Source organism: Helicobacter pylori, from assembly GCF_003637685.1.
GTDB classification, from domain to species: domain Bacteria; phylum Campylobacterota; class Campylobacteria; order Campylobacterales; family Helicobacteraceae; genus Helicobacter; species Helicobacter pylori_CJ.
Genome location: NZ_MVWW01000001.1, coordinates 136,740 through 152,126, shown reverse-complemented (window position 1 = coordinate 152,126; position 15,387 = coordinate 136,740). Strand labels below are relative to the sequence as shown.

General features: G+C 39.6%; 13 protein-coding genes and 1 pseudogene. All 14 read right to left on the bottom strand.

Annotation, left to right across the window (positions count from 1 at the left end):
- Positions 1-153 precede the first annotated feature (153 nt).
- The 14 genes and pseudogenes from EAL44_RS08055 to secF all read right to left on the bottom strand — a co-directional run bounded on the left by EAL44_RS08055 (position 154) and on the right by secF (position 15,386).
- A complete protein-coding gene (locus tag EAL44_RS08055; protein WP_340137412.1) occupies positions 154-690 on the bottom strand; it encodes a sulfatase-like hydrolase/transferase in 537 nt (178 codons plus the stop codon).
- Positions 687-1,810 (bottom strand): annotated as a pseudogene (locus EAL44_RS08050) (sulfatase-like hydrolase/transferase). The gene EAL44_RS08055 and the pseudogene EAL44_RS08050 overlap by 4 nt, the downstream one beginning before the upstream one ends.
- Positions 1,811-2,023: 213 nt before the next feature.
- Entirely contained in the window at positions 2,024-2,881 is an 858-nt protein-coding gene (locus EAL44_RS00670) for a cytochrome c1 (protein WP_101000073.1), read from the bottom strand.
- Positions 2,878-4,116 carry a cytochrome b gene (locus EAL44_RS00665; RefSeq protein WP_000807892.1) on the bottom strand — a complete coding sequence of 413 codons (1,239 nt, stop codon included), beginning with the start codon at positions 4,114-4,116 and terminating at the stop codon, positions 2,878-2,880. The genes EAL44_RS00670 and EAL44_RS00665 overlap by 4 nt, the downstream gene beginning before the upstream one ends.
- Before the next feature lie 10 nt (positions 4,117-4,126).
- Entirely contained in the window at positions 4,127-4,630 is a 504-nt protein-coding gene (gene petA, locus EAL44_RS00660; RefSeq protein WP_000763638.1) for a ubiquinol-cytochrome c reductase iron-sulfur subunit, read from the bottom strand.
- Positions 4,631-4,756: 126 nt separating this feature from the next.
- The gene (gene mfd / locus EAL44_RS00655; RefSeq protein WP_121073628.1) at positions 4,757-7,762 is read right to left on the bottom strand and encodes a transcription-repair coupling factor; all 3,006 of its coding nucleotides are present in this window, start codon (positions 7,760-7,762) and stop codon (positions 4,757-4,759) included.
- A 3-nt stretch (positions 7,763-7,765) separates the two neighbouring features.
- Positions 7,766-8,068, bottom strand: coding sequence for a bactofilin family protein (locus EAL44_RS00650; RefSeq protein WP_240448867.1), 303 nt, complete (start codon positions 8,066-8,068; stop codon positions 7,766-7,768).
- Positions 8,069-8,094: 26 nt separating this feature from the next.
- A complete protein-coding gene (gene csd1, locus EAL44_RS00645) occupies positions 8,095-9,033 on the bottom strand; it encodes a peptidoglycan DD-metalloendopeptidase Csd1 (RefSeq protein ID WP_121073622.1) in 939 nt (312 codons plus the stop codon).
- Between the two features lie 8 nt (positions 9,034-9,041).
- Complete coding sequence (csd2, locus tag EAL44_RS00640; protein WP_121073619.1) at positions 9,042-9,968, bottom strand: M23B family cell shape-determining DD-metalloendopeptidase Csd2; 927 nt, start codon at positions 9,966-9,968, stop codon at positions 9,042-9,044.
- Positions 9,968-11,137, bottom strand: coding sequence for a bifunctional folylpolyglutamate synthase/dihydrofolate synthase (locus EAL44_RS00635; RefSeq protein WP_121073616.1), 1,170 nt, complete (start codon positions 11,135-11,137; stop codon positions 9,968-9,970). The genes csd2 and EAL44_RS00635 overlap by 1 nt, the downstream gene beginning before the upstream one ends.
- Positions 11,127-11,639 (bottom strand): LPS assembly lipoprotein LptE, encoded by a 513-nt coding sequence (gene lptE / locus EAL44_RS00630; RefSeq protein WP_121073613.1) that lies wholly within the window; start codon positions 11,637-11,639, stop codon positions 11,127-11,129. The genes EAL44_RS00635 and lptE overlap by 11 nt, the downstream gene beginning before the upstream one ends.
- Entirely contained in the window at positions 11,636-14,056 is a 2,421-nt protein-coding gene (leuS, locus tag EAL44_RS00625) for a leucine--tRNA ligase (protein ID WP_121073610.1), read from the bottom strand. Before leuS ends, lptE begins: the two co-directional genes overlap by 4 nt.
- Positions 14,057-14,066: 10 nt before the next feature.
- Positions 14,067-14,405, bottom strand: a complete 339-nt coding sequence (locus EAL44_RS00620; protein ID WP_121073607.1) for a DUF6394 family protein — start codon at positions 14,403-14,405, stop codon at positions 14,067-14,069.
- Between the two features lie 9 nt (positions 14,406-14,414).
- Positions 14,415-15,386 (bottom strand): protein translocase subunit SecF, encoded by a 972-nt coding sequence (gene secF / locus EAL44_RS00615; RefSeq protein ID WP_121073605.1) that lies wholly within the window; start codon positions 15,384-15,386, stop codon positions 14,415-14,417.
- Position 15,387 lies beyond the last annotated feature (1 nt).

The following is a 15,387-nucleotide window of genomic DNA, read 5'->3' as shown; positions in this document are numbered from 1 at the left end:
TGCCGGCTCTGCGATTTGGAGCCAAACTTAGAGAACAGATTAGAAAAAATCTGTTTGAATTAGGTTGATCCCAATTTTAATATTTACCCATACCATAACAAGCAAAGCTTGATTGCTTTTTTAAACTCAAAGATCAAACAATGATAATACCGCTCATTTATTCATGGGATAAACCTTGTTATCGCATGGCTTCCTTGTGCGTTTATCGTTATAACTCTCATTAAATAAATCCCTCGTTTTTTCATAATCTTTGGTTATTATTCCTGCTAATGGCAATACGGTGTGCAATAAATCATCGCTCATGAAAGGCTTGTGTAAAGCTTCTTCAAAGCTTTTTACCATTTGGGGGTGTTTTTGTTTGAATGTATCGCTCATATAAATTAAAAATGGGATTTCTACGCTGGCATTTGAGCATTCATGGGTATTAAAAGTGCTTGATTCAAACATGTCATCGCCATGATCGCTTAGATAAATAACGAGACTATCCTTATCTTTAAACAATTCAATCAAAGAATGCAAAACATAATCATTATAATAAACGCTGTTAATATAATCGGTTACAACTTGCTTATCAGCATTGTTTTTAACCCGCAAAGACTTGTTTTTTGAAAAGTAAGAAGTGTTGTTGAGATTGAAGCGGGAAAATTCTTTAGGAAAGCGATTCTTGTATTCAAAATGATTGCCAATCAAATGAAAAACAACAAAATTTTTACGCTTTTTACTCTCTCTCGTTATCATAATAGCGCTTGAAAAGAGCGGCTAAGTTTTCATCATAAGGCTTATCATTTTCTATATAAGTATCAAAATGCTTAGCTACTTGATAATAGCTATTGCCCCACATGAGTCCATAGCCTTGAGAAGTTATCCAAACGCTTTTATAATCGGTCAGTTTAAGGATATGGGCTAAATTTTTATATTGATACCATGCTTTTTGGTTGAGATTATCCCTATTGGCGTAAGTTAAAAGCATTGTGAAACTTTTATCCGTATAAAAAGCCGGGCTGATCACATTGTCAAACGCTAAAAGCGAACCTTTTTCTTTTAGAGCGCTTAAATAAGGGGTTGTAGGGGCTTGATAGCCATAAACACCCATAAAATTTCTATTCAAACTCTCGCCAAAAACCAACACCACATTTTCAATATTTCCTGTATTTTTGACTAAGTAATCTTTAGGATAAGAAGCTTTTTCTAAAGCTTGATTGGAGTTGTTGCTCTCTCTCAAACTGCTGATATTCCTACCAAAATAATACGCTCCTTTAGCCAAAGCAATATATTCCATCGTCCCATCAGCGTTCAACAACGCTTCATCTTCTTTATATTTTTTGATGGTTTTTATAGCGTGTGGCGCCTCTACAATCAAAAATAAAACGCTTAAAATACTAGCCATTTTTAAAGGAATTGGTTTATTAGGAACGAGACTGAATAGTTTTAGAGAACCTATGGCCATTAAAATAAGTCCTATCACAAAATACCAGTGCGGATAAACATAAGCATGGAGGAATTCTAAACTCTCTTTGTAATGCGTGGTGAATAAAATATTACCCAGCTCATTAGACAAAGGCAAATGAAAATAATACGAACCAAAAATATCTATACAGCTAAACACAATCCCTAAAACTAATATAAAACTTTTTAGGCTTTCTGTTATGAGCTTGTTCTTAATAAAACTAATCGCATAATAAATAATAAAAAGCCATATAAAACTATACAAAAATGCTTTGAAAATAAAGCCGGCACTCACTGAAGAGAGAAAGCATGCTGAAAGTGCATTAAAAAGAATGAACACAAAAAACTTAGAATCTAAAATCATCAAACCACTCCATTAAAGCATTAAGCAACTTGAGCAAGTTTTCTCATATCAATTTCAATCAAACTTGATATAAGTTTTTTCTTTGTTATCATGCCGTCATGCTTAGAAAATACAATTCCAATCATTCCCCCTAATTTAAAAGCCTAAATCAAAGGAAATTCTAAACCCCACCATAAATCAAAATCATAAAACCATGCCCCCCCTTTTTTTAATTCAATGCACTTCGCTCCAAACTTTTCTTTTCCACGCGTAAGCCAAGAACGATAGCACCGCAAAGAAAATCATGATTTTGATCCCTAAAGTATTCCTTTCATGCTTTTTCCTATCGCCCGCTTTTTCCAAATAAGAAATGACTTGTTTTTGAGCCTGTTCATTCAATCCCACTCTAGGCATGGCCGTGCCAGGCAAAAGCTTTTGCGGATCGTTGATGAAAATATTCAAGCCATGTTCGCCCTTAGCTCTAATCATCATGGACAAATCAGGTGCATGAGAGCCTAAATAATTGGCTAAATCTTTAGGATCGCTAAAGGCCTTGTCTTTAGCATAATCCAGGCTATGACACCTTTGACAGCTTTGCGCAAACACTTCCTTATCGCTCAAATTTTTAGGCAAAATAGAAGTGAGATACGCCACAATATCGCTCAAATCTTTATCGCTAAATTGAGAAAACGCCGGCATAGGATAGGGTCTTTCATCGTTGAACTTATGGCTCAATTTCGCCGTTTTCACGGGGTCTTTGATGAAGTGGGCTAAGAAATTCGCGTTCAAAACCCCCGCCACATGGCTTAAATCCGGTGGCACGACCCCAAAAGAGTTGCTCGCGCTAAGGCTGTCCATAGGGGCTGGAATGTTTTGGGATTTAATGCCATGGCAAGCGGTGCAATTTTCGGCTACAAGCTGTTTGCCTTTATTGGCATCGCCATTTTTTAAATCCATCGGCTCTAAATCCTTGAAAGCAAAATCTGCCGGAGCGACTTTAGGGTGCATCACCGAATGCGCATAAGGCTCAACCCCATAATAAATCACGCCTACCACCACAATAAGGATGATTAGAATCTTAAATTCTTTCATCTAACACCCCCTTGTTTCTTGCTCTCAGCGATAGTGATAATGGGCAACACCACAAAGAAAAGGGCTAAAAAAGTGATTGAACCCACTAAGCCAATGTATTTACCAATCCCAAGCGGAGGCAATTTACCATAGATCGTTAAAACAATCATATCAATGATTACAAGCCAAAACCACACCATAAAAGCTGGCCGTTTGTGTGCGGGAGCGACGACTGGGCTTCTGTCTAAAAAGGGCAGTAAGAAGAAAATCACTTGCGCCACGCCAAAGGCCATTAGCCCTAAATCAGCGCTAAAGAAAAAGCCTCTTAAGACTTCATAGCTCCATAAGAAATACCATTCAGGGTAAATGTGAGGCGGCGTTTTAAGGCTGTTAGCCCTTTCAAAGTTGATAGGATCCATCGCAAAATCATAGTGGTAACACACCAAGTAAAAGAAAAAGACCATGAATGCGCAAACCACAAAAATATCTTTAGACAAGAACACCGGCCAAAAAGGAATGACTTTAGATTCTTTTTTCTTGCCTTCAATGAATTTCTTTTCTTCTAGTTCAAAGTCAATCTCTTCGCCTTCTTGGTTATTGACATGCGGGATGCGTAAAGAATAAAAATGCACCCCAACAAGTAGGATAATCGCAATAGGCAGTAAAAACACATGGAGCATGAAAAAGCGCGTTAAAGTGGAATCCGCCACAACATAATTGCCCCTAATCCACTCCACCACATCAGCCCCAATAAAAGGAATGCCTCCAAATAAATTAGTGATAACCGCTGCGGCCCAATAGCTCATCTGCCCCCAAGGCAACATATACCCGCTAAAGGCTTCGGCGCTAAAGACCACAAACAAAATCATCCCGCTAATCCAAATCATCTCACGGCCCTTTTTGTAAGAGCCATAATAGATACCGACAAACATGTGGATATAAATGATGACAAAAATCATGCTCGCTGCCGTGGCATGCATGTGGCGCCAAAGCCAGCCATAAGCCACTTCTTGCATGATGGTGAAATTCACGCTATCAAACGCCATTTTCGCATCAGGCTTGTAATACATGAGCAAGAAAATCCCTGAAACTACAAGCACGCCAAAAAGGGTCAATAAAATCACCCCCATAGCCCATAAGAAATTGATGTTTTTAGGGATCCAATATTCTGTCATTAGCACTTTAACAAGCTTGTTAGTGCCAAGACGCATGTCCAGCCATTCGCCTAAATTCTTCGCTTTTTTTATCTCTGCCATTGGACTCTCCTTACGCTTTAGCCATCATTTTCTTGTATTCAGCCCCAGCTTCACCAAAAGTGATTTTAGTGCCTTCAATTTTAAAAGGCGGAATATCAAAAGGGCGTGGAGGGGGGGTGCCGGCAATATTCACGCCATCAGCAGTGAAACGCCCCCCATGGCATGGGCATAAAAAGCCTTTTTCTTCATCTTGATAAGTGGGGATACACCCTAAATGCGTGCAAATTTGAATGGCTGTGGTAAAAACGCTCTCGCCAATTTTAAAATCGCGCTTTTCATTAAAGCCCTCTTTTTTAGAACGCTTGAGGATATAGACCGGTTTCCCACGCCATTCCACCGTGGAAAACTGCCCTTCTTGCATGTTCGCCACATCTATGGTTGTAAAACCGGCTGAAACAACGCTTGGGAGCGGATCCCAAGTCTTTTTCATCGCTACCAGACTCGCTATCGCCCCTATAGCTGTAACGCTAGCAAGGCTCATTCCTAAAAAATCACGCCTTTGAATATCTGCCATGATTAAAAAACTCCTTAATGAATAATTACCTTTTAACGACTAAAGGCATAGCAAATCCCTATTTTACAACAAACTCTCTTAATAATTTTTTTAAAATAACAAAATTGAGGCTAAAATCAAACGCTTTTAACGCCGTTTTAAAGAAATTTGAGCGCGCAAATGTTTCAAAAGGGTTTCTAAAATATCGTTATCGTCTTTGCTTGGGGCTTTCAGGCTTTCTTTTTTTTCATCGTTATAAGTAATAGTGATGTTCTGATTGAAATTAGAAAGTTTAAGGATGCCAAGCTGGTTGGCTAAGATTTTAAGCGTAATGATTTGCAAAAATTGAGCGCTCAAATCGTCCATTTTACCAAACCTGTCTTCTATTTCTTCATGGATTTGCCCAACCTCATCTACATCCTCACACAAACTCAAACGGCGATACAAATCCAACCTCAAACTATCGCTTGCAATGAGTTCAGGGTTTAAAAAAGCGCTCACGCCAAGTTGGATTTCTACGCTTTTTTCAAGCCTTTTCTTCCCCCCACTCAATTCATAAATTGCGTCTTCAAGCATGCGCGTATAGAGCGCATAACCAATGTTTTTAATATGCCCGCTCTGATCTTGCCCGAGCAAATTCCCGCCCCCTCTGATTTCTAAATCATGATAAGCGATACTCTCCCCACTACCCAAATACGAATTTTTTTCTAAAGCGAGCAAGCGTTTTAAAGCCTGTTCATTCAAACTTTTTTGATCTTCTATGAGGAAATAACAAAAGCCTTCTTTTTTGCCTCTCCCCACACGCCCTCTCAATTGGTGCAAATCAGCCAGCCCGAAATTTTGCACGTTATCTATAATAATCGTGTTAGCGTTAGGCAAATGAATCCCTGATTCCACAATAGAAGTGCATAATAAAACCTGATAGTTCCCCTTAGCAAACTCTAGCATGACTTCTTCGCTCTCGTTAGCGTTAATCTGGGAATGCAAAATAGCGATTTTAAGCTTAGGGATCAACTCTTCTAGCTTGGTTTTGACTTTTGAAATGCTAGCGATGTGGTTATGGATGTAAAAAATTTGCCCGTTACGGCGTAATTCCCTATGAATAATCTCTTTTAAGAGTTCGTCATTTTTTTCTTTCAAAAAAGTGCGGCTGGGCTTTCTGTCTGTGGGTGGGGTTTTTAAAGAGCTAATGCCTTTGATTTGAGAGAGCGCCATGTTTAGAGTGCGCGGGATAGGCGTGGCGGACATGCTTAAAAAATGCACGCTTTTACTCAATTCTTTTAAAGCTTCTTTTTGTTTCACGCCAAATTTATGCTCTTCATCTACGACCATTAAGCCCAAGTTTTTAAATTTCGCGCCTAAAATCGCATGCGTGCCTATTAACGCATCAACTTGCCCTAATTCCACCGCCTTTAAAAGCTTGCTTTTTTCGCTGGTTTTAATATACCTGTCCAAACGAGCCACTTTAACGCCAAATTTTTCAAAACGCGTCCTTAAAGTCTCAAAATGCTGGTGCGCTAATAAAGTGGTAGGCACGACTAACGCGCTTTGAAAGCCGTTCAAAAACGCGCAAAAAATCGCATGCATCGCCACTTCTGTTTTCCCAAAACCCACATCCCCACTCAATAACCTATCCATCACTCTGTGAGAGCTTAAATCCTTTGAGATTTCAGCGATGGCTTTTTCTTGATCGCTGGTGTATTCAAACCCCGCATGCGATTTAAAGACTTCCAACTCCGCTAAATGCACATCCATCTTTTTACCCAGGATCAAATTGCGTTCAGCCGCTAATTCAATGATCTTGCCTGCAATCTCTAAAAGCTTAGTCCTGACTTTAGCTTTTAATTTGAGAAAGCTCCCTTTCCCTAGCCGGTCTTTAACCAGCACGCTATCGCTTTGCGCCACATAGCGAGCGATGAGATGCAAGTTTTCTACCGGTAACAGCAGTTTGTCTTCGCCCAAATAAGCGATTTCTAAAAAATCTCTCTTGCTCCCTAAAACGCTGTGCTGGACTAATTGAGAAAACACGCCCACCCCATAATCATCATGCACCACCCACTCGCCCGCATTCAACTCGTTCAAAGCGAGCTTGGATTTTTGGCGTTTTTTCTTCCTTTTAAAAGAATTGAGCGAAATAAAAATCTCATCAGGGGTTTTAAAATTTAACACAAAGGGGGCGATGACGCATTGAATATGGCTTGCATCAATCGCGCCTAAGGCATTGTCTAAAATCGTTTTATTGGGGGCTAGGAGCGTGATTTTACGATTTGAATGCAAAGCGATAAAGCCTTCTAGGGCATGCGCATGGATTTCTAAATCTTCATAGCCTTGCGCGTTTTCTAAAACCTTTAAAAATTTGAAACGCTTTAAATCCAATTCGTTTAAACTCGCTAATTCTTGAATTTCTTCTAAAGCTCTAGGGCTTATGATGCTTTTATAAACGCTCAGCAAGTCTTGCGCTTTTTCGTCTAAAAACCACAAACCAAAACTGGTTAAATCTTTAGAAAAGCTATTTAGGGGGCTTTGCTCTACTTTTGCTTTTAGATCCTTATAAGATGGTTCGTCCAAACTAAAAAGCGTGGGAGGGATTTCAATTTCTAACAAATCTTCTTTGAGGCTCATTTGCGTGGTGGGGTCAAATTCCTTAATACTCTCGCACTCCGTGTCAAAAAAACTCAAGCGATACGCCTTAGAATTAGGTATATAAATATCCACAATATCCCCCCTAAAGCTCGCTTCGCCCTCCACTTCCACCAAGTCTAAAATTTCATAACCATAATAAAAGAGCTTGTCTTTCAAATCCTTAAGGTCATATTTTTCTAAAAGAGTGATTTTAAAGCTTTTTAAAAGTTCTTTTTTGGGTAAAGGGTGCAATAAAGCGCTAATAGGGGCAATGATGATAACTTCTTGCTTGTTTTCTAAGGCCTGATAAAACTCCCTCAAACCCCCTAAAAGCTGTAAAAATTCTTCAAAAAACGAACGCAAATCGTCGTTTTTTTTAGCCCTAAACTCCGGGAAAAGAATGGCTTTAATATTTGGCTTAAAATAGTTTATGACTTCTTTAGCGAGCTTGGCTTCTTTAAAATCCTTACAAGCGAGTATTTGATAATCAAAGCCTTTGTTTAAGGCTCTATAAAGACTAGATTGGATCATTCCCTATTTATTTTCAATTTTCTTTTCTTGCTCATTGATTAACAACGCCCCCCCTTGAATATTCTTAGGGCGAGTTTCCCCAATCAAAATCCCCTTCCTTTCCACCACAAGCTCCTGGCTAGAGATCTTACCATCAAGGCACCCTAAAGGCATGATTTCTACCACTTCCGCTTCCACCGTGCCAGCAAACTTGCCATTGACCACTAATTTATTAGCAAAAATCTCACCCACCACTGAGCCGGTTTGCCCGATCACCACCGTGCTTTTAGAATGCACCACCCCTTCTAATTCGCCATCTACATGCAAATGGTAATCTAAATGAAGCTCCCCCTTTATTTTTGTGCCTTGAGCGATGATAGTCGCTGGTCCTGTTTTTGCATTAGCTGATTTATTATTGTTATCAAAGATTGCCATCTGATGCTCCTTTCTTTATTGAAAACTTCTTCAAAATTTTTCATGTTCCATTTGGTGAAACTCATGGGGTTTATGGGTTGATCTAAAAACCGCACTTCATAATGCAAATGCGGCCCTGTGCTCATTCCTGTGTTACCACTATACCCAATCAACTGACCTTTTTTGACAAATTCGCCCGTTTTCACGACGATTTTATTCAAATGGGCGTAGTAGGTTTTAAAGCCAAAAGGGTGGAAAACTTTAATCAAATTCCCATAACCCCCATTCCACCCCTTGCTCGCTAACCCCACTACCCCGCTCGCGCTCGCATACACAGGGGTGTTAATAGCGGTGCTTAAATCAAGCCCGGTATGGTTGTGCAACACATGCAAAATAGGGTGGATTCTTTTATTAAAGGCGGCTGAAACGCGCCGATAGGATTCTAGCGGGTAGTCATTGGGGATAAGGCGCATGATAAAGCTTTTTTGAAGCCCGGTAATCCCAGCGACATCCAAGCGGCTGGAAAAATTACCCTCTTCTTTTTCTTCTTCAGGCCTATTCACTCCCACCACTTCTTCTAAATCGTTGATGCGCTCCCCTGAAAGCTGCAAATCGTCTAAAAACTCATCCATTTGCAAGGAAAGCTTTTCATTAGTCTCTCTTTTTTTCTCAAATTCTTTAGTGATTAAAGCATGCTGCTTTTCAATATTTCTAATTTCTTTATTTAAAACCAGTAACGAAATGCCTAAAAACAATAAAGATCCCACAACGCTCAAAAGCGCATACAAACCAATTTGACGGAATAAGATATGAACATTAATGTAACGGCTCCCTTTAGAGTCCGTAACCATCACAATCAAACGCCTGTCTAAAAACACCAAAATCCTTACTGGCTTATGAGCGCGTCTTTATCCACATGCTCTTGGAGCTGGACAATGTCTTCTAAAACCCAAAACAAATTCTTCCATTCAATAAATTTATTTTCTTCTAAAGCGCTTTGAAAATGATCCAAATCCCATGCCAGAAATTTTTGCGCGTCTAAAATTTTACCCAAAAAGCGCACTTCATAATGCAATTTTTCGCCACCGCTATTACCGCTCTTCCCACTATAGCCAATCAACTGCCCTTTTTGGATAAAGCTTTTAGGTTGCACATTGACATGATCTAAGTGCGTGTAAATGGAGCTAAAACCAAACGCATGTTCAATGCGCACCAAGTTCCCATACCCCACATTAGAATTGGTCTTCACAAAATCCACAATCCCATCAGCACTCGCATAAACAGGCGTGTTTAATGGCGCGATAAAATCAATCCCGGATTCAACGCCCTTAATTTTTTTAATGGGGTGGTTTCTTTCTTTGGTGGGTTTGATCGCGCTATAAGTTTTTAGGGGCATGCCATTAGGAATGAGCATGAGCGCTAAATGTTTTTGAGCCAAATTCAAATTTGCTAAATCCACTTCATCATAAAGATGCACGCCCCCATTAGCCCCTCTTTTGACTTCAATCAAGGATTCTATTGTGCGAATCTTTTGCCCCACAATAAAAAGCTCTTCTCGCTTGTTTTTAATCTCTTTTGTCAAAGTGTAATTTTTTTGATACAAATCCCTAAAATCCCTTAAAACCGCATTCCTCTCGCTTGTCATCGTATCCATTTTAGCGATTAAAAATTTTAAAAACCCTACGCCAAGCCCCACGATCAATAAAAAAATGACAACAGAAATGATGAGATTGCGTTTTAAATTTTTAGAAAATTTGAGCTGTTTAGAGCCTGATTCATCAATGATGGTGATCACAAGCTGGTTTTGCGGCATCAATCCCTCTTCTTTTGATAGCGTTCATAAAAAGCGTTGGCTACTAGAAATGAGCCATACACCAAATAATTTTCATTTTCTTTCAGTTCTTCAAACAAAGCGTGTTCTAACCCTAAAGTTTCTAAAATCCCTTTAAGTTTTTCTAATTGGATAATTCTTTCATTATGCAATTCTAAAATCAAAACCTTTTTAACCACAGGCTTTAAAATTTCTAGCACCAAAAAAGCGTCTTTATCTTGATAGCAATTATAAATCAAAATGATTGGAGTATTAAAAACGCGTTTGATTTCTTCTTTTAAGGCTTTGGCGCTATGGGGGTTATGCCCCACATCTATTAAAATGTTAGGGCTTAAAAGCTCGCAACGTCCGATTAAATCCAAAGGCTTTAGATGTTGTAAAACTTCTTGTTTATTGCATGGCAATAGCGTTTCAAACGCTTTTAGAGCCACTTCTAAATTCATCGCTAAAAAATGGGCTAAATGGTAGCGTTCAATATAGGCTTTCACTTCTTGTGAAATCTCGTTTTTAACCACAATCAATTGAGCCTGTTTTTCTTTGGCGATTTTTTGAGCGATATTTAAAACCAGTTCTTGTTGGGGAGCGATGATACTAAGAGAGCCCATCGCTTTTAATTTAGTAGTCGCAATGCTTTCTAAACTATCCCCTAAAAATTCCTTATGATCGTAATCAATGGGGGTGAAAACGCTTAGGGTTTTTTCTAATGCGTTCGTGCTGTCAAACTCCCCCCCAAGCCCTGCTTCTAAAACCAAATAATCGCAATCTTTAGCGAGCATGACAGCTAGTAAGGTAGCGTATTCAAAATACGAGCAAGCGCTGCTGAAAGCGTGCGGTTGCAATTGCTGGTGGGCGTTTTCTAAAACGCTTTCTTTAACAATAGAATCATTCAAAAAAAAGCGCTCCCTAAATTCAAAAACATGAGGGGAGGTGAAATGCAACACCTTAAAATTTTGATCGGCTAATAAAAGGGTTAAAAACCGCCCTGTGCTGCCCTTGCCATTAGTCCCTACCACATGAATGACTTTCGCTTGAATCTCAAAAAAAGCGTTTTTAAAATCTTTATAAATTTGAATGAAACGGCTAGGGTCAAACTTATGGTATTCTTTAGGCTTTGTTTCTAAAAACGCCTTCAATCTAGGGCTATTTTTCATTATTGAATTTCCCTTCATAAGCGATTTGCGCGACGAATTTAGTCAAAGTTTGCTCCACAGCCTGATTGATAGCGTAATAGCGGTTCTGGTAGGTGTTAAGGGGGTCTTGCAAATTCACAGCGTAGTTGTAATACCCGCTATTTTGAAAAGTCTTTTGTGTGCCTCTTTTATTATCATAGGTGTAATTCACAGACACGGTTGCACGATAGAAAGTCGTAAAGCCTTCTTTATTTTGCGTGATGCTCGTATCGGTTACATTCGTGATTTCTATGATAATAATGGAATCCGCATCTTTTTCACTCGCTAAGCGGCTTTGGAAGCGTTGCACCACCAAACGATTCATCAAGTCTTTAAACTCTACAGAGTTTTCAGGGTTAGGCAAATTCACAATGAGCTTCACATACACGCTATCACCTAAAGCGTTTTGAGCGTAAGCGGCGATGGGCTTATACCCACAACCCTTGAACCAAAACAATAAAATCAAAAAAAGTAAAGCCCTCATGCGATAACAAAATTAACAAGCTTATTAGGCACATAAATTTCTTTTTTAACGCTCGCATTCTCTAAATATTTCTCTAATTCTTTTTTAGCCAAAACAATAATTTCTTCTTTGCTGGCGTTAATATTGACTTTCAATTCCGCACGCCTTTTGCCATTAATGGTAAGCCCTAAAGTCATAAAGTCTTCCATCAAAGCGTTTTCATCGATCGCTATAGGCTTAAAATTCTCTCTTTTAAAAAGCCTTTCACTCAACTCCCATGCGGTGTGTGGGATAATAGGCTCTAAAATTTGCAACAACACAAAATAACCCTCGCATAAAATTTGCTCATTATTTTGCGCACTCAAAGCGTTTAAAGCCTCCATACAACTTGCGATCAAAGTGTTAAACGCGTAAGCGCTTTCAGCCTTATTGAAAATTTCATGCGATTTTTTTAACGCTTCATAGACTTTTTTACGAGCTAGTTTTTGTGCTTCATTCAGGCCCACTCCTTTAAATTCAGGCTTAGAAGTGGTAGGGGTAATGGCGTTCGCTTTATCGTATAAGCGCTTGATAAACCGGTGCGCACCCTCTAAAGCGCTGTCATTCCATTCCAATTCTTTAGCCGGTGGGGCAGCAAAAAGGATAAAAAGCCTTGCAGCATCAGCCCCGTATTTTTTAAGTATCTCTTTAGGGCTAACGACATTACCTTTAGATTTGCTCATCTTAGCGCCATTTTTTAAGACCATGCCTTGAGTGATAAGCTGTTTGAAAGGCTCATCTAAATGAAGATAGCCCAAATCCCTTAAAGCCTTAGTGAAAAAGCGCGCGTATAACAAGTGCAAAATCGCATGTTCAATGCCGCCAATATAAGTGTCCACCGGCATGAAATACTTCAAGTAATTTTGATCAAACGCTTGATTTTCACGCTGATTTTTGGGGGTGGTGTAGCGCAAGAAATACCAACTAGACTGAATGAAAGTATCCATGGTGTCTGTTTCTCTTAAAGCGTCTTTGTGGCATTTGGGGCATTGAGCGAATTTCCAGCTCGCATGCTTTTCTAACGGATTGCCTTCCCCATCAATCACAATGTCTTCAGGTAAAGTTACCGGCAGTTGGGTTTCAGGCACAATCCCGCAATTCTTGCAATGAATCATAGGAATGGGCGCTCCCCAATACCTTTGACGGCTCACTCCCCAATCTTGCAAGCGGTAGTTGATGACCCTTTTACCGAGGTTTTCTTTTTCAAAATAAGCGATGATTTGCTCTCTGGCCACTGAGCTAGAAAGATCGCTCCACTCCCCGCTATTTTTTAAAACCTCTTCTTTGGTGTGGGGCAAATTTTGAGAACTTTGAGTGATCACTTTAATAGGGATATGATACAGATTAGCGAATTCAAAATCCCTTTCATCGCAAGCTGGCACGCCCATTAACGCCCCAGAGCCATAATTAGCTAGGGCGAAATTAGCCACCCAAACAGGGATTTTTTGCTTCGTTAAAGGGTGGATAGCATAAATTCCTAAAAACACCCCTTTTTTCTCCAAAGATCTTTCTCTTTGAGTCGTGTTCAAAATCGCTTTAATCATCTTTGAATCTTCTTGGCTCACTCGCTTAATGGCATGCTCTACTAAAGGGTGTTCTGGGGCGATTGCAATGTAAGTTACGCCATAAATGGTGTCCGCTCTTGTGGTAAAAACTTCAATTTCTTGAATGTTATTGCAAGCTTTCAAGCACTCATCAGCGATTTTAAAGCCAAACTGCAACCCGCTAGATTTCCCTATCCAGTTTTTTTGCATGGTTAGGACTTGAGAAGGCCAATGGTTTTCTAAAATCTCTAAGTCTTTTAGCAATTCTTCAGCGTAGTTTGTGATCTTCAAATAATATTGATAGAGTTCTTTTTGAATGACTTCCGTATCGCAACGCCAACACCTCCCATCAATGACTTGCTCATTAGCTAAAACGGTTTTGTCGTTAGGGCACCAATTGAGCATGGCTTTCTTGCGATAAATTAGCCCCTTTTCCCACAAATCAATGAAAAATTGCTGTTCAAATTTCGTGTAATCCGGATCTGAAGTGGCAAATTCCCTGTTTTTAGAAAAAGAAAACCCTAAAGCTTCAAACTCTTTTTGCATGGCTTCAATGTTTTCATAAGTCCAGGTTTTAGGGTGGATACCATGCTTAATGGCCGCATTTTCTGCAGGCATCCCAAAAGAATCAAACCCCATAGGGTGTAACACATTGTAATGGTGCAAACGATAATAACGCGCCAACGCATCGCCAATGGTGTAGTTGCGCACATGCCCCATGTGGATTTCCCCACTAGGATAAGGCAGCATGCTCAAAATGTATTTTTTAGGGAGACTAAAATCGTCTTTAGGCTCAAAACTCTTATTTTTCCACCAAAATTCTTGCCATTTTTTTTCTATATTGATAAAATCCATCAACTACCCCTTAATCCGTTTCGCTCGTTACAACGCTTTCAACCAACAAAAAGATGAGGCTGAAAGCGTTACTGATCAACGCCCCAATCATGAGCATGTAAGCTGTAACCAAATTGTTTAAAATCTGTAAAAACACAAACGCCGGTATGAGATGCAACACGGTGGCTAAAGAGCTGGCTAACAGCTCTGAAGCGAAACGCTTGATCACCCCAATTTTAAGTGTAACAGAAATAAGGTTTAAAGCTAACGCTACAAACAACACCACCGTATTAGGCTCATACAAAAACCCTGCAATGGTGGTTAAAGAAATAAGGCTGAATAGCACATGAATGACTCGACCCCAATCCATAGAAACTCCTTAAACTTGACCGCCCTCATACAAACGGCGCATTTTTTCTTTCTCTTGAGCTTTTTTGATTTTTCTAGCCTCATTCTCATAATATTTACCCATATCAAAGCCTAACAATAACGCTACTTTAGGGGCAATGAAAATAGAGCTATAAGTCCCTACAATCGTGCCTATTAGCATGGGCAATGAAAAGCCAATAATAATCTTACTCCCAAACACACACAAAATCAACACCACAAAAAACACGGTTAAAGAAGTTAAAAGCGTGCGCGTGAGCGTGCTGGAAATGGCTTCATCAATGGCTTGAATGGCATTTTTGGTTTTTTGAGAGAGCATCTCTTCTCTGATCCTGTCAAAAATAATGATCGTATCATTAATGGAATACCCGATCAATGTGAGCAAGGCCGCAATCACTTCCAAATTCATATCAATCTTAAAAACAATCACCGAGCTTGCCACTAAAATCACATCATGCACAAGCGCAATAACACTCGCTAAAGCGAAACGCCATTCATAGCGGAAACTCACATAAACCATGATCGCCATTAGCGCTAAAATCAGCGACAAAATGCCCTTTTCTTTCAATTCGCTCCCCACTCTAGGGCCCACGGTGTCAAATTTACGGATTTCAAAATCGCCACTGGGTTTTAGAATGTTAGCCACGATAGCGTTCAAATCTTCATTTTCGGCCGTTTCTACAAAAGGGAATTTGATTAAAATCTCTTCTTTAGAGCCAAATTCGCTCACTTGCACGCCTTTAAAGCGAGCTTCTTTTTCAAACAGATTGCGCACTTCTTTAATGGGGGCGTTTTGAGTGTAACGCGCTTGCACCAAACTCCCCCCGGCAAAATCAATCCCTAAAGAAAACCCTTTGAAAAACAAAAGCCCCAACGCCAGAAGCACCAAGATCGCTGAAACAACCACCCCATAATTGGAATAGCGCATGAAGCTTAAGATTCTAGTTTGTTTGAATAATTCCATA

Bases quoted from the DNA above. Each gene is read 5' to 3' on its own strand.
- EAL44_RS00670 (WP_101000073.1), bottom strand. From the start codon at position 2,881: ATGAAAGAATTTAAGATTCTAATCATCCTTATTGTGGTGGTAGGCGTG.
- EAL44_RS00665 (WP_000807892.1), bottom strand. From the start codon at position 4,116: ATGGCAGAGATAAAAAAAGCGAAGAATTTAGGCGAATGGCTGGACATG.
- petA (WP_000763638.1), bottom strand. From the start codon at position 4,630: ATGGCAGATATTCAAAGGCGTGATTTTTTAGGAATGAGCCTTGCTAGC.
- mfd (WP_121073628.1), bottom strand. From the start codon at position 7,762: ATGATCCAATCTAGTCTTTATAGAGCCTTAAACAAAGGCTTTGATTAT.
- csd2 (WP_121073619.1), bottom strand. From the start codon at position 9,968: ATGCCGCAAAACCAGCTTGTGATCACCATCATTGATGAATCAGGCTCT.
- EAL44_RS00635 (WP_121073616.1), bottom strand. From the start codon at position 11,137: ATGAAAAATAGCCCTAGATTGAAGGCGTTTTTAGAAACAAAGCCTAAA.
- lptE (WP_121073613.1), bottom strand. From the start codon at position 11,639: ATGAGGGCTTTACTTTTTTTGATTTTATTGTTTTGGTTCAAGGGTTGT.
- leuS (WP_121073610.1), bottom strand. From the start codon at position 14,056: ATGGATTTTATCAATATAGAAAAAAAATGGCAAGAATTTTGGTGGAAA.
- EAL44_RS00620 (WP_121073607.1), bottom strand. From the start codon at position 14,405: ATGGATTGGGGTCGAGTCATTCATGTGCTATTCAGCCTTATTTCTTTA.
- secF (WP_121073605.1), bottom strand. From the start codon at position 15,386: ATGGAATTATTCAAACAAACTAGAATCTTAAGCTTCATGCGCTATTCC.